Annotated in this window: 11 protein-coding genes; 3 read left to right on the top strand and 8 right to left on the bottom strand. The window is 69.8% G+C overall.

Annotation, left to right across the window (positions count from 1 at the left end; genetic code table 11):
- Positions 1-9: 9 nt before the first annotated feature.
- Complete coding sequence (gene glmS / locus LK09_RS00385) at positions 10-1,863, bottom strand: glutamine--fructose-6-phosphate transaminase (isomerizing) (RefSeq protein ID WP_039394130.1); 1,854 nt, start codon at positions 1,861-1,863, stop codon at positions 10-12.
- Between the two features lie 116 nt (positions 1,864-1,979).
- On the opposite strand from glmS, the gene LK09_RS00380 reads away from it, so the two are divergent.
- Genes LK09_RS00380 through LK09_RS00370 form a run of 3 tightly spaced genes read left to right on the top strand, consistent with a single transcriptional unit; the run spans position 1,980 to position 5,048 of the window.
- On the top strand, positions 1,980-2,951 hold the full coding sequence (locus LK09_RS00380; RefSeq protein ID WP_039394127.1) for an ABC transporter ATP-binding protein: 972 nt from the start codon (positions 1,980-1,982) through the stop codon (positions 2,949-2,951).
- Positions 2,948-4,558: an ABC transporter permease gene (locus LK09_RS00375; RefSeq protein ID WP_039394124.1), complete on the top strand. Its 1,611-nt coding sequence runs from the start codon at positions 2,948-2,950 to the stop codon at positions 4,556-4,558. Before LK09_RS00380 ends, LK09_RS00375 begins: the two co-directional genes overlap by 4 nt.
- A 13-nt stretch (positions 4,559-4,571) precedes the next feature.
- Complete coding sequence (locus tag LK09_RS00370) at positions 4,572-5,048, top strand: GbsR/MarR family transcriptional regulator (RefSeq protein WP_039394120.1); 477 nt, start codon at positions 4,572-4,574, stop codon at positions 5,046-5,048.
- Between the two features lie 32 nt (positions 5,049-5,080).
- On the opposite strand, the gene LK09_RS00365 is transcribed toward LK09_RS00370, so the two are convergent.
- The 7 genes from LK09_RS00365 to LK09_RS00335 form a co-directional block, all read right to left on the bottom strand.
- Positions 5,081-5,449 carry a VOC family protein gene (locus LK09_RS00365; RefSeq protein WP_039394118.1) on the bottom strand — a complete coding sequence of 123 codons (369 nt, stop codon included), beginning with the start codon at positions 5,447-5,449 and terminating at the stop codon, positions 5,081-5,083.
- 64 nt (positions 5,450-5,513) lie between these two features.
- Entirely contained in the window at positions 5,514-5,984 is a 471-nt protein-coding gene (locus tag LK09_RS00360; RefSeq protein WP_039394115.1) for an NUDIX domain-containing protein, read from the bottom strand.
- Between the two features lies 1 nt (position 5,985).
- Positions 5,986-8,106: an ABC transporter ATP-binding protein gene (locus tag LK09_RS00355; protein ID WP_052226232.1), complete on the bottom strand. Its 2,121-nt coding sequence runs from the start codon at positions 8,104-8,106 to the stop codon at positions 5,986-5,988.
- On the bottom strand, positions 8,103-9,836 hold the full coding sequence (locus tag LK09_RS00350) for an ABC transporter ATP-binding protein (RefSeq protein ID WP_039394111.1): 1,734 nt from the start codon (positions 9,834-9,836) through the stop codon (positions 8,103-8,105). The genes LK09_RS00355 and LK09_RS00350 overlap by 4 nt, the downstream gene beginning before the upstream one ends.
- 147 nt (positions 9,837-9,983) lie before the next feature.
- On the bottom strand, positions 9,984-11,078 hold the full coding sequence (locus LK09_RS00345; RefSeq protein ID WP_039394108.1) for an alpha/beta hydrolase: 1,095 nt from the start codon (positions 11,076-11,078) through the stop codon (positions 9,984-9,986).
- On the bottom strand, positions 11,075-11,941 hold the full coding sequence (locus LK09_RS00340) for an alpha/beta fold hydrolase (protein WP_039394105.1): 867 nt from the start codon (positions 11,939-11,941) through the stop codon (positions 11,075-11,077). Before LK09_RS00340 ends, LK09_RS00345 begins: the two co-directional genes overlap by 4 nt.
- Positions 11,938-12,699, bottom strand: coding sequence for a 3-hydroxybutyrate dehydrogenase (locus LK09_RS00335; RefSeq protein ID WP_039394101.1), 762 nt, complete (start codon positions 12,697-12,699; stop codon positions 11,938-11,940). Before LK09_RS00335 ends, LK09_RS00340 begins: the two co-directional genes overlap by 4 nt.
- Between the last annotated feature and the right edge of the window lie 2 nt (positions 12,700-12,701).

Below are 12,701 nucleotides of genomic sequence, written 5' to 3'. Positions count from 1 at the left end.
CGGGGACGGCTACTCCACCGTGACGGACTTGGCCAGGTTGCGGGGCTGGTCGACGTCGAGACCCTTCGCGGTCGCGAGGCCCATTGCGAAGATGTGCAGCGGGACGACGGCCAGCAGCGGCTCGAACAGGGGTCCGGCGAGCGGGATGCGCAACACCTCGTCGGCGAACGGCAGCACGGCGGCGTCGCCCTCTTCGGCGATCACGATCACGCGGGCGCCGCGGGCACGGATCTCCTGGATGTTGGAGACCACCTTGTCGTGCAGCAGGCTCGACTCGCGCGGCGACGGCACGAGCACGAACACCGGCTGGCCGGCCTCGATGAGCGCGATGGGTCCGTGCTTGAGCTCGCCGGCGGCGAAGCCCTCCGCGTGGATGTACGAGATCTCCTTGAGCTTCAGCGCGCCCTCGAGCGCGATCGGGAAGCCCACGTGACGGCCGAGGAACAGGACGGACCGGGTGTCGGCCATCCAGTGCGCGAGCTGGGTGGTGTGCTCCTGCTCGGTGTCGAGGATGCGCTTGATCTTGCCCGGAACCGCCTCCAGCTCCCGCACGTGCTCTGCCGCCTCGACCGGGCTCAGTACGCCGCGCACGCGGCCGATGTGCAGGGCGAGCAGGTAGATCGCGGTGATCTGGGCGACGAACGCCTTGGTGGATGCCACGGCGACCTCGGGACCGGCGTGCGTGTAGACGACGGCGTCGGACTCGCGCGGGATGGTGGCGCCCTGCGTGTTGCAGATCGACAGGGTCCGGGCGCCTCGCTCGGCGGCGTACTTGACCGCCATCAGGGTGTCCATCGTCTCGCCGGACTGGCTGATCGAGACGACCAGGCTCCGCTCGTCGATCACCGGGTCGCGGTAGCGGAACTCGTGCGCCAGCTCGACGTGCACGGGAAGCCGCGTCCACTGCTCGAGCGCGTACGCGCCGACCTGGCCGGCGTACGACGCGGTGCCGCACGCGATGATGATGATGCGGTCGATCCCGGTGAACAGGTCGTCGAGGTCGGCGAGCTCGGGGATCACCACGGCGCCGTCCTGGATGCGGCCGCGCAGCGTGTTGGCGACGGCCTCGGGCTCCTCGGAGACCTCCTTGGCCATGAACGACGACCAGCCGCCCTTCTCGGCGGCCGCAGCATCCCACGTCACTTCGAACGGGGACGCCTCCACCGGGGCGCCGTCGAAGTCGGTGACGCTGACGGCGTCCGGGGTGATCGCGACGATCTGGTCCTGGCCGATCGCGAGCGCGTTGCGGGTGTGCTCGACGAACGCGGCCACGTCGGAGCCGAGGAAGTTCTCGCCGTCGCCGAGGCCGATCACCAGCGGCGAGTTGCGGCGGGCGCCCACGACGAGCCCCGGGTGGTCCTGGTGCATCGCGAGCAGGGTGAACGCGCCGTCGAGCTGCCCGACGGTGTCGCGGAACGCGGCCTGCAGGTCTTCCCCGTTCTCGTGGTACGCGCGGCCGAGCAGCACCGCGGCGACCTCGGTGTCGGTCTCGCTCTTGAACTCGTAGCCGTCGGAGAGCAGATCGGCCTTCAGCGCGGCGAAGTTCTCGATGATGCCGTTGTGGATGACCGCCAGCCGGCCGTCGTCGGCGATGTGCGGGTGGGCGTTGACGTCGGTGGGGCCGCCGTGGGTCGCCCAGCGCGTGTGGCCGATGCCGGTCGTGCCCGCCGGAAGCGGGGTGCGGGCGAGGTCGTCGCGGAGCACGGCGAGCTTTCCGGCGCGCTTGCGGCTGTCCAGCGCACCGCTCTCGTCGATGACGGCGATGCCTGCGGAGTCGTAGCCGCGGTACTCGAGACGGGCCAGACCCGAGATCAGGATGTCCTGGCTGGGCCGGGGGCCGACGTATCCGACGATTCCACACATGCATCCAATGCTACGGAAGCGGTCTTGGAAGGACGACGAACAAACTTCGTGAGGGGATCGTGAGGATTCCGTTTAGAAGTTTCACGAATTATTGAAATCGGTGTATCTTGACGTTCATGACCACAGTCATCCGCACCAGCGGACTCACCAAGCACTACGGCAGCGTGCACGCCCTCGACGGGCTGGACCTCAGCGTCGATGCAGGGCAGGTGCACGGATTCCTCGGCCCGAACGGGGCCGGCAAGACCACCACGATCCGCATCCTCCTGGGCCTCGCCCGCAAGACCGGCGGCGACGTCGAGGTGCTGGGGCAGGAGCCGTGGCGAGGCGCCGCGGAGCTGCACCGCCGCATCGCGTACGTGCCCGGCGACGTGAGCGTGTGGCCGAACCTGTCCGGCGGCGAGGCGATCGACTTCCTCGCACGCCTGCGCGCAGCGAAGACGAGGGATGCCGCCTACCGCGCCGAGCGCGACCGCCTGATGGCCGCGTTCCAGTTCGACCCGCGCAAGAAGGGCCGCGCGTATTCGAAGGGCAACCGGCAGAAGGTGGCGCTCATCGCCGCGCTGTGCGTGCCCGCCGACCTGTACATCTTCGACGAGCCGACCAGCGGCCTCGACCCCCTCATGGAGGTCGTGTTCCGCGACGAGGTGGAGCGGCTGCGCCGCGCCGGCGCCACCGTGCTGCTGTCCAGCCACATCCTCTCCGAGGTGGAGCTGCTGTGCGACCGGGTGTCGATCATCCGCGCCGGCCGCATCGTCGAGTCCGGCACCCTCGCCGAGCTGCGCCACCTCACCCGCACCGAGGTCTCGTTCGAGGGCGAGGACGAATCCGTCTTCGCCGGCATCCCGCAGGCGCACGACGGCTCGATCGCCGAGGGTCGCGCGCGGTTCACCGTGGACAGCGACGACATCCCGGCCGTGCTCCCCGCGCTCGCCCAGCGCAACGTGTCGGGTCTGCGCATCGAACCGCCGTCGCTGGAGGAGCTGTTCCTGCGCCACTACGGCGACGACCTCGCGGCGCTGCGCGCCGCCGAAGAGGAAGGCGAGTCCCGCGCGTCGCGGCGCGCGGCGGCGAAGGTGTCGAAATGATGACCCTGCTGCGGCAGCGGCTGCGCCGCGACTGGGTGCAGCTGCTCCTCTGGATGCTCGGCACCGTGCTGCTCGCCTACTCCGGCGTCGCCGGAGTCACCCAGTCCTACGGCACGCACGCCGACCGGGTCAGCGTGCTCGCGGCCGTGATGGCCAACCCGGTGATCATGATGTTCCGCGGGCTTCCGTCGGGCGCCTCCGAGGGCCAGTTCATGGCGTTCGAGATCCTGCCCTGGCTGACGATGCTGGCCGCGCTCATGAGCACCTTCCTCGCGGTGCGGCACACGCGCGGCGATGAGGAGGCCGGACGCACGGAACTGGTGGCATCCACCCCGGCGGCGCGCTCCCTGCCCACCGTCGCGACGCTGGTGCACGGCCTCGCCGCGAACGTCGTGCTGGGCCTGCTGGTGGCGGTCTCGCTCATCGGTGCCAAGCAGGATGCCGGCGGCTCCTGGCTGGTGGGGGCCGTGACGGCGACGACCGGCATCGCGTTCCTCGGCATCGGGCTCATGGCGGCGCAGCTGATGCGCACGTCGCGGGGCGCGAACTCCCTGACGATCTGGATCCTCGTGGGCACGTTCATCCTCAACGGGATCGGCAACGCGGCGGGCACCCCGAGCACCGACCTCACCCGCATCACGAGCTCGTGGATCGTGTGGCTGTCGCCGTTCGGCTGGGCCGAGCAGGCGCGCCCCTACGACACGAACCTGTGGGGGCCGGCGCTGCTCGGACTCGTGTTCGGCCTCGCCCTCGGCATCCTCGCGACCGCGCTCCAGTCGGTGCGCGACATCGGTGAGGGCTTCATCCCGGCCCGCCTCGGCCGCGTGCATGCACGCCCGGCGCTCGCGTCTTCGCAGGCACTCGTCTGGCGGCTCTCGTACGGCTCGATCATCGGCTGGGCCATCGGCGGGGCGCTCACGGGCCTGCTCGCGACGACGCTCAGCGGCGTGCTGAACCAGGTGTCCTCCGGCAACAGCGATGTCACCGCCATCCTGCAGAAGCTGGGCGGCGGATCGTCCCTGAACAACGTCGTCATCACCGTGTTCTTCACGATGCTCGGCATCCTCGGCGCGTGCGCCGCGGTGCAGACCATCGCCCGCGCACGGCAGGAGGAGGCGCACGGCACCGCCGAGCTCATCCTGTCGACGACCGTCGGCCGGGTGCGCTGGCTCAGCGGATACCTGGTGGTCGCACTGTGCGCGATCGTCATCATCTCGGGTGCGGCGATGGTCACCGGCTACCTCGGCGCCGCCGCGAACAAGGGCACGAGCGAGATGTACCGCAACATCACCGTCACCGGGCTCAGCGAGATGATCGCGGCCGCGGTCTTCGCGGTCGTCACCGCGCTGATCTTCGTGCTGATCCCCCGCGCCACGATCGCCCTCGGCTGGAGTCTGCTGCTGATCGCGATCCTGTTCGGGATGTTCGGCCCGCTGTTCGGCCTGCCGGAGTGGACGACGCACTTGTCGCCGTTCGGCGTGACGCCCGTCATCAAGGGCGACACCATCGACGTCCGGGGCCTGTGGTGGCTGGTCGGCATCGTCGCGGTCGGCTGGGTCGCCTCGCTCGGCCTGATGCGCCGCCGTGAGCTGGAACCGGCCGGATAGGCTCGAAGACACCATGGAGCACCGGGGGATCGAGTCTGCCGAGCAGGCGGCCGCGATGATGACCGCGGCGGGGATGCCGCGGATGCCCGCGCGCACGCTCATGGCCCTCATCGCAGCGCCGGCCGGCGGCTACACGGCGGCGGAGCTCGCCGACCGGCTCGGGGTGAGCGCCGGGGCGGTGTCGGGAGCGGTGCGCTATCTGCAGGATGCGCACTTCATCCGGCGCCTGCCCACCCCGGGCCACCGGCGCGACCGCTACGACCTCGTCGTGGATGCTTTCCACTCCGTGATCATCGGCAACATCCCCGTCTACCTGCAGATGGCGGACTACGTCGACCGGATCCTCGCCGAGATCTCCGACGACGAGGTCGCGACAGCGCGGGCGTCGACGATGTCCGGGTTCCTGCGGTTCATGGCGCGGCGGATGCCGGAGCTCGTCGCCGAGTGGGAGGAGCTGCGCGCGTCGGAGAGCGCGGACGCCGTCGAGTGACGGCGCCGCCCGCGCGATCGGGCTCGTCCGGGTCAGCTTCCGGTGTCGGTCATGCCCTCGTAGAGGCCGAGTGCGTTGCCGTCGGGGTCGGCGATGACCGCCCACCAGCTCGTCGGCGTGATCTCGGCCTTCGGCACCAGCACGGTGCCGCCGGCACCGGTCGCGGCGGCGACGGTCTGGTCGATCGAGTCGACCTCGACGTAGGAGCGCGGCTGGGTGAATGAGTCGTTCGCCGTCACGAGCGCGCCACCCGAGATCTGGTTGGGCGCCCGCCACATCGGGTAGCCCTCGAAGCCGGGAGCCTCCGCGATCTGCCATCCGAACAGACCGGAGTAGAAGGCCGTCGCCTTGGTGAAGTCGCTGACCGGGATCTCGACGTGAGTGATGTCGCCGTGCGCCATGATGCGCCTCCTTCAGGATGGGGACGCCCTCAGTCTCGTCCTGCTGTCGGAGACCGGCAAGGGGTCAGGCGGCGGCATCCAGCCGTGCCGCGAGGGCGTCGAGCACGGGATGCTGGCCCTTCACGAGTCGTTCTCGGGCGGCATCCAGCGGCGTCCATTCGGCGCGGTCGACCTCGGGGAAGAGCTGGATGCGCCCCGATCGCGGCGGCCACTCCAGTTCGAACTCGCCGAACGAGAACCCGGCGGCGACGAACTCCGGAGCCTCGGCCGCGAAGACGACGAGCAGTTTGCTCGACGTCACCCGGAAGGTACCGAGCTCGACGTAGGGGCCGGCCGGCGGCTCCACGCCGAGCTCCTCGCGGAACTCGCGAAGTGCTCCCTCGTACGCCTGCTCCTGCGGATCGAGTTCGCCCTTGGGAATCGACCACGCGCCGGCATCCTTGCGCGACCAGAACGGGCCGCCCATGTGGGCGATGAGCACTTCATGCTCGGGCTCCGTCCGGTAGAGCAGGATGCCGGCGCTCGTGGTGACCATGTCAGACCGTGTCGGACGCTCCGTCGTCGCCATCGGGGGCCTCCGCCTCGCCGCCGGCTGCGCCGACCAGTGCGAGCTCGGCCGGGTCGGCGAGCTCCTGCTCGGTCGCGGCCTGCTCGAACTGCGAGTTGTACAGGCGGAAGTACGCGCCCTCCGCTGCGATCAGCTCGTCGTGGGTGCCCTGTTCGACGATGTCGCCGTGCTCCATCACCAGGATGAGGTCGGCGTCGCGGATCGTCGACAGGCGGTGCGCGATCACGAACGAGGTTCGTCCGTGGCGCAGCGCCGCCATGGCGTTCTGCAGCAGCAGCTCGGTGCGGGTGTCGACCGACGAGGTGGCCTCGTCGAGGATGAGCACCGACGGCTGCGCGACGAACGCGCGGGCGATGGTGATCAGCTGCTTCTCACCGGCGGAGATGTTCGAGGCGTCCTCGTCGAGCTCCGTGTCGTAGCCGTCGGGCAGCGAGTGCACGAACCGGTCGACGTAGGTCGCCTTCGCGGCCTCCAGCACCTCGGCATCGGTCGCGCTCGCGCGCCCGTACCGGATGTTCTCGCGGATGGTCCCGGCGAACAGCCACGGGTCCTGCAGCACCATGCCGGTCTTGGCCCGCATGTCGCGACGGGTGAGGTCGGCGATGTTCTGCCCGTTGAGCAGGATGCGCCCGCCGTCCAGTTCGTAGAACCGCATGAGCAGGTTCACCAGGGTCGTCTTGCCGGCGCCGGTCGGGCCGACGATCGCGACCGTCTGACCGGGCTGCACCGTGAACGACAGGTCGGTGATGAGCGGGTGCTCCGGCGCGTACGAGAACGACACGTGCTCGAACTCGATCGTGCCGTCGCCGTCGACCGGGGCCGGGGCGTCCGCAGCATCCGGCTCCTGCTCGTCGGCGTCGAGCAGCTGGAAGACCCGCTCGGCCGACGCGGTGCCGGACTGCACGACCGCGGCCATGCCGCCCAGCTGCGACAGCGGCTGGGTGAACTGCTGCGAGTACTGGATGAACGCCTGCACGTCGCCGAGGCGCAGCTGACCGCCGGCCACCATGAGCGCGCCGAGCACCGCGATGCCGACGTAGACGAGGTTTCCGATGAAGGTCATCGTGGGCATCATGATGTTCGAGAGGAACTGCGCCTTGAACGAGGCCTCGTAGAGCTCCTCGTTCTCGGCCCGGAACGCCTCGTGCGCCCGCTTCTGCTGGCCGAAGACCTTGACGAGGGCGTGCCCCGAGAAGGACTCCTCGACGCGGGCGTTCAGGCGCCCGACCTTGCGCCACTGGATGCCGAACGCCTTCTGCGACCGCGGCCCGATGACGCCGAACAGCACCGCCATGAGCGGGAACGACACGAGCACGACGAGCGTGAGTTGCCACGAGATCGACAGCATCATGATCATCACGCCGACGACGGTGAGGATGCTCGTCAGCGCCTGCGACAGGGACTGCTGCATCATCTGGGTGATGTTGTCGATGTCGTTGGTGACGCGCGAGATCAGCTCACCGCGCTGCACCCGGTCGAAGTACGACAGCGGCAGGCGGTTGATCTTCTCTTCGACCTTGTCGCGCAGGCGCCACATGGTGCGCATCATGATGACGTTGATGACGTAGCCCTGCAGCCACATGAGGAGGGCCGACGCGAAGTACAGCGCGAGCACGATGACCAGCACGCGCGACAGCGCCAGGAAGTCGACGCCGGCGCCGGGCGTGAAGTGCTCCATCGCCGCGACCATGTTCGCCAGGTCGCCTTGACCCTGGGAGCGCAGGTACGCCTCGGTCTGCGCCTGCGTGGTGCCGGCCGGGATGTTCTTGGTCATCACCCCCTCGAAGAGGATGTTCGTCGCCTCGCCGAGCACCTTCGGCGAGATGACCGACAGCACGACGCCGGCCGCGCCCAGGATCGACGCGAAGATGAAGCCGAAGGCGTCGGGCTTGAGCAGCCCCATGAGTCGCCGGAACGACGGCCCGAACTGGTCGGCCTTGCCCGGTGCGACTCCGCCCGACCAGTCGTCGGACGAGATGCGCGCCTGCTCGGCGAGCGCGAGCTCTTCTTTCTCGGCGGCGCTCAGTTCGGCGCTAAGTTCGAGCGCCTGCTCGGCCTTGCCGGCCCGCTTGTTCTTGCGGTCGCTCATCGCGCCACCTCCGCGCCCAGCTGCGACTCCACGATCTCGCGGTACGTCTGATTGGTCTCGAGCAGTTCTTCGTGCGTGCCGATGCCGACCATGCGCCCGTCGTCGAGCACGATGATGCGGTCGGCATCCGTGATGGTCGACACGCGCTGGGCGACGACGATCTTGGTCACGTCGGGCAGCTCCCGCCACAGCGCCTGCCGCAGCCGCGCGTCGGTGGTGAGGTCGAGGGCCGAGAACGAGTCGTCGAACACCAGGATGCGCGGCCCGTGCACGATGGCGCGCGCGATGGCCAGGCGCTGGCGCTGGCCGCCGGACACGTTGGTGCCGCCCTGGGCGATCGGGGCGTCGAGCCCGCCGTCCATCTGCGCGACGAAATCGCTGCCCTGGGCGATCGTGAGGGCGTGCCAGAGTTCTTCGTCGGTGGCGTCCTCGCGCCCGAAGCGGAGGTTCGACCCCACCGTTCCGGTGAACAGGAACGGACGCTGGGGCACGAGCCCGATGGTCTTCCACAGCGCGTCGAGGTCGGCGTCGCGGACATCGACGCCGTTGACCAGCACGGCGCCCTCGGTGACGTCGAACAGGCGCGGAAGCAGCGACACGAGGGTCGTCTTGCCGGCACCCGTCGATCCGACGATGGCGACCGTCTCGCCCGGAGCCGCGCGGAAGGTCACGCCGGAGAGCACGGGCTCTTCGGCACCGGGGTAGGTGAAGGTGGCATCCCGCACTTCGATCGCGCCGGGCTCCGGGAACGCGGAGACGGGGCTCGCCGCCTGCTCGAGCGAGCTCTGCGCGGCCAGGACCTCGCCGATGCGCTCGGCCGACACGGCCGCTCGCGGGATCATCATCGTCATGAAGCTGGCCATCATGACGCCCATCAGGATGATCATGACGTACTGCATGAACGCGAACAGGGTGCCGATCTGCACCGTGCCCTCGTCGACCTGGATGCCGCCGAACCAGATGACCGCGACGACCGTGACGTTGAGGATCAGCATGACCGCGGGGAACAGCAGGACGAACAGCGACCCGACCTTGCGGCCGACGAGCGTGATGTCGTCGTTGGCTTCGCGGAAGCGCTGCTCTTCGATCGGCTCACGCACGAACGCGCGCACCACCCGGATGCCGGTGAGCTGCTCGCGCATGATGCGGTTGACGCCGTCGAGCTTGTGCTGGAGGCTGCGGAACAGCGGCACCATGCGGCTGATGATGAGGAACGCCACGATGATCAGCACCGGCACCGCGACCGCGATGATCCAGGCGAGGCTGAGGCTCTGCTGCAGCGCCAGCACGATGCCGCCGACGGCCAGCAGCGGTGCGCTCACCAGGAACGTCGCCGACATCATCGCCAGCATCTGCACCTGCTGCACGTCGTTGGTGTTGCGGGTGATGAGCGAACCGGGACCGAACGTGGTCACCTCGCGCTCGGAGAACCCGGAGACCCGCTCGAACACGTCGGTGCGGATGTCGCGGCCGATGCGCATCGCGACGCGCGCGGCGAAATAGGTGGCGATGATGGATGCCACGATCTGACCGAGCGAGATCGCCAGCATGACGGATCCGGTGCGCCAGATGTAGTCGACGTCACCCTTGGAGACGCCGTTGTCGATGATCTTCGCGTTGAGGCTGGGCAGGTAGAGCGAAGCCAGAGCAGACGCGAATTGGAACACCAGCACGCCGGCGATGAGCCAGCCGTACGGCTTCATATAGCGCCAGAGCAGCTTTCCGAGCACGGTTTCTCCCGGAGGTCGGTTCAAAGGAAATCACAAGCCTAACACGATATATCGCGACGCTCCATGGCCCCCTCGGGCCGGCGGGCGCCGGCCGAGTGCCATCATGCACCATGCCTCCGACATCGACCTTTCGTCGCTTCGTCTGGCTCAGCGACCGAGGGGGGATCCGTGTTCCACGGCCTCCACGTGGGCGACCAGCTCGTGGACGAAGGTCGCGGCCTCGTCGAGGTGGGGCGCGTGCCCGGCCTCCGGCAGCGCCACCTCGCGGTACGTCCCGCCGTTCGCGGCGTAGCGATCGAGCACCGCCCGCATCTGGGTGACCATCGGCTGCGGCGGGGCCACCTCTTCGCCCGGCCAGTCCGGCAGGACGCCGAGCTTGCCGAGCTGGTTGAGATCGAAGAAGGACGCGTCCGACACGATGGCGTCCTTCTCGCCGCGCACCCACAGGACCGGCGGCTTGAACGCGAGATCGACGATGCCGGACACGTCGAACAGCTGCGGCGCCATCGTGTTCAGCACCCCGCGGGTGCCGGCGGAGAAGCCGGGCCAGTTCGGCGAGGGCGCGACGTCGCCCGGATAGTTGTCGACGCCGGTCGCCGTGGTCAGCATCGACGCCACCCAGATGTCTTCGTGCTCGGCCTGCAGCTCGGGCCTTGCGACATACGCGGTGCGGAACACCGTGCGCGGCGAGGTCTGCTCGTCGGCGGAGGTGTCCCCCGCCTCGATGCGGGCGACGAAGTCGGGGTTGGCGGCCCCGCCGCCGGTGCCCGCGCCGTCCTCGTCGTTGCGGGTGCCGTCGGGCCCGTGGGTGCCGCCGAACCCGTACGGCGAGACCGGCGACTCCAGCGTGAGCGACAGCACGCGCGCCGGCGCCTCCAGCGCGAGCTGCATCACGACCCCGCCGCCCATGCTCCAGCCGACGAGGTGCACGGCCGCGAGTCCGAGCGCATCGAGCACGGAGCGCACGTCGTCGGCGAAGTCGCCGAGGCCGCGCGTGGCATCCACCGGCTTGGTCTCGCTGTCGCCGAAGCCGCGCAGGTCGACGGCGAGCGCACGCATCCCCGCCGGCAGGGCGAGCATCGTCGGCTGGAAGAAGAGCGCCGACGAGACGTTGCCGTGCACGAAGACGATCGTCGCCTCAGGGTTCGCCGGGTCGGATGCCGGCCGCTCGAGCACGCCCGCCACGTAGCGCGGCGTCTCCACACGGGACGCGGTGATGCCGTCGAAGATGGTGGGCGTCATGAGGGCTCCTTCGCTGCGGGCTGCCGGACGGCGTCGGCGACGGCCGAGGCACCGCGGTCGGCGAACAGGATCGTGTAGTGGTTCACGTCGGCGACCTCGATCACCTCGAGCTGCGGAACGAGGGCGCGGTAGCCCTCCAGCATCCCGGGCTCGTAGATCGGCTCGGCGTCGGTCAGCCCGCGCGGCGCGCGGAGCACGGTGACCGGCATCCGCAGTCCGCGAAGCGCCGCGACGTACCACTCCGGCCCGAACTGTTCCGCGCCGTCTTCGAGCATCGCCGCGGCGACCGCGGACGGATGCCGGTGCGGGGCCACTCCGTCGAGGTCGTACCGCACGTAGTCCTCGACCGCGGGCGACCAGTCCCGGGCGAAGGCGGGATGGGCCCGCCAGTAGGCGAGGTAGGCGTCCTCGTCGGCGAACTCCATCGACAGCCGCTCGGCGGCGGGACCGAGAGCGCGCGCGATGTCGATCCCGCCGGGAGGCACTGCGAGCGGGAACCCGCCGTCGACGAGCACGAGCCGCTCGACCAGGTCGGGGCGGGATGCCGCGAGCATCACGGTCACGAAGGCCCCCATCGAATGGCCGAGCACGACCCGGGATCCCCCGCCGTCATCGTCCAGCAGCTGCGCGAGGTCGGCGGCATGGCGACGCAGCCCGTACGGGGCCGGGAGGCGGTTGCTGCGACCGCGACCGCGCAGGTCGGGAGCGAGGATCCGCCGATCCGGGAGATGCGCCGCGACGGCGCCCCACGACATCCCGTTGGCGGTGATCCCATGCACCGCGAGGAGCGCCGGCCCGCCGTGCTCGTCAGGCGCGGATCCGAAGGTGGTCACCGCGAGGCCCGCGGCCGTGCCAGTGGTCATCGGGCGCTCCAGCCGCCGTCCATCACGTGCGAGGTCCCGGTCACGGCGGACGCGCTCGGTCCGCACAGCCAGAGCACGAGGTCGGCGACCTCTTCCGGCTCGAGCAGGCGCTTGATCGCGGACTCGGTGAGCATCACCTTCTCGACGACCTCGGACTCCGGGATGCCGTGCACCCGCGCCTGGTCGGCGATCTGCTTCTCCACCAGCGGGGTGCGCACGTAGCCCGGATTGACGCAGTTGCTCGTGACGCCGTGCGGCGCCCCCTCGAGTGCGATGACCTTCGACATCCCTTCGAGGGCGTGCTTGGCCGTGACGTACGCCACCTTGAACTCGCTGGCGCGCAGGCCGTGCACGGAGCTGATGTTGACCACGCGACCCCAGCCCCGTTCGTACATTCCGGGCAGGACGGCGCGGGTCAGGAGGAACGGCGCGGTGACCATGAGGTCCAGCATGCGGCGGAAGACGACCGGGTCGAACTCGACGATCGGCGCGACGGTCTGGATGCCGGCGTTGTTGACGAGGATGTCGGCGTCGAACGACCGTTCGGCGAGCGCGTCGAGGTCGGCGAGATCCACGACGAGCGCCTCGCCGCCGACCTCCGCCGCGATCCGGGCAGCCCCTTCGGCATCCCGGTCCGCGACGACGACGTGCGCCCCGGCGCCGGACAGCGCTCGCGCGCAGGCGGCGCCGATGCCGCTCGCCGCCCCGGTGATGAGAGCCGTGCGGCCCTCCAGCTGGATGCTCCGCGTTGCCGCCATGC

The sequence above is a fragment of the Microbacterium mangrovi genome, from assembly GCF_000802305.1.
GTDB classification, from domain to species: Bacteria; Actinomycetota; Actinomycetes; order Actinomycetales; family Microbacteriaceae; genus Microbacterium; species Microbacterium mangrovi.
This window is presented reverse-complemented; position numbering and strand designations above follow the sequence as displayed.

What these genes read in the sequence shown, in the direction of transcription:
- LK09_RS00360 (WP_039394115.1), bottom strand. Translation starts at nt 5,984, where the DNA reads ATGGTCACCACGAGCGCCGGCATCCTGCTCTACCGGACGGAGCCCGAG.
- LK09_RS00340 (WP_039394105.1), bottom strand. Translation starts at nt 11,941, where the DNA reads ATGACCACTGGCACGGCCGCGGGCCTCGCGGTGACCACCTTCGGATCC.
- LK09_RS00355 (WP_052226232.1), bottom strand. Translation starts at nt 8,106, where the DNA reads ATGAGCGACCGCAAGAACAAGCGGGCCGGCAAGGCCGAGCAGGCGCTC.
- glmS (WP_039394130.1), bottom strand. Translation starts at nt 1,863, where the DNA reads ATGTGTGGAATCGTCGGATACGTCGGCCCCCGGCCCAGCCAGGACATC.
- LK09_RS00365 (WP_039394118.1), bottom strand. Translation starts at nt 5,449, where the DNA reads ATGGCGCACGGCGACATCACTCACGTCGAGATCCCGGTCAGCGACTTC.
- LK09_RS00345 (WP_039394108.1), bottom strand. Translation starts at nt 11,078, where the DNA reads ATGACGCCCACCATCTTCGACGGCATCACCGCGTCCCGTGTGGAGACG.
- LK09_RS00375 (WP_039394124.1), top strand. Translation starts at nt 2,948, where the DNA reads ATGATGACCCTGCTGCGGCAGCGGCTGCGCCGCGACTGGGTGCAGCTG.
- LK09_RS00370 (WP_039394120.1), top strand. Translation starts at nt 4,572, where the DNA reads ATGGAGCACCGGGGGATCGAGTCTGCCGAGCAGGCGGCCGCGATGATG.
- LK09_RS00335 (WP_039394101.1), bottom strand. Translation starts at nt 12,699, where the DNA reads ATGGCGGCAACGCGGAGCATCCAGCTGGAGGGCCGCACGGCTCTCATC.
- LK09_RS00380 (WP_039394127.1), top strand. Translation starts at nt 1,980, where the DNA reads ATGACCACAGTCATCCGCACCAGCGGACTCACCAAGCACTACGGCAGC.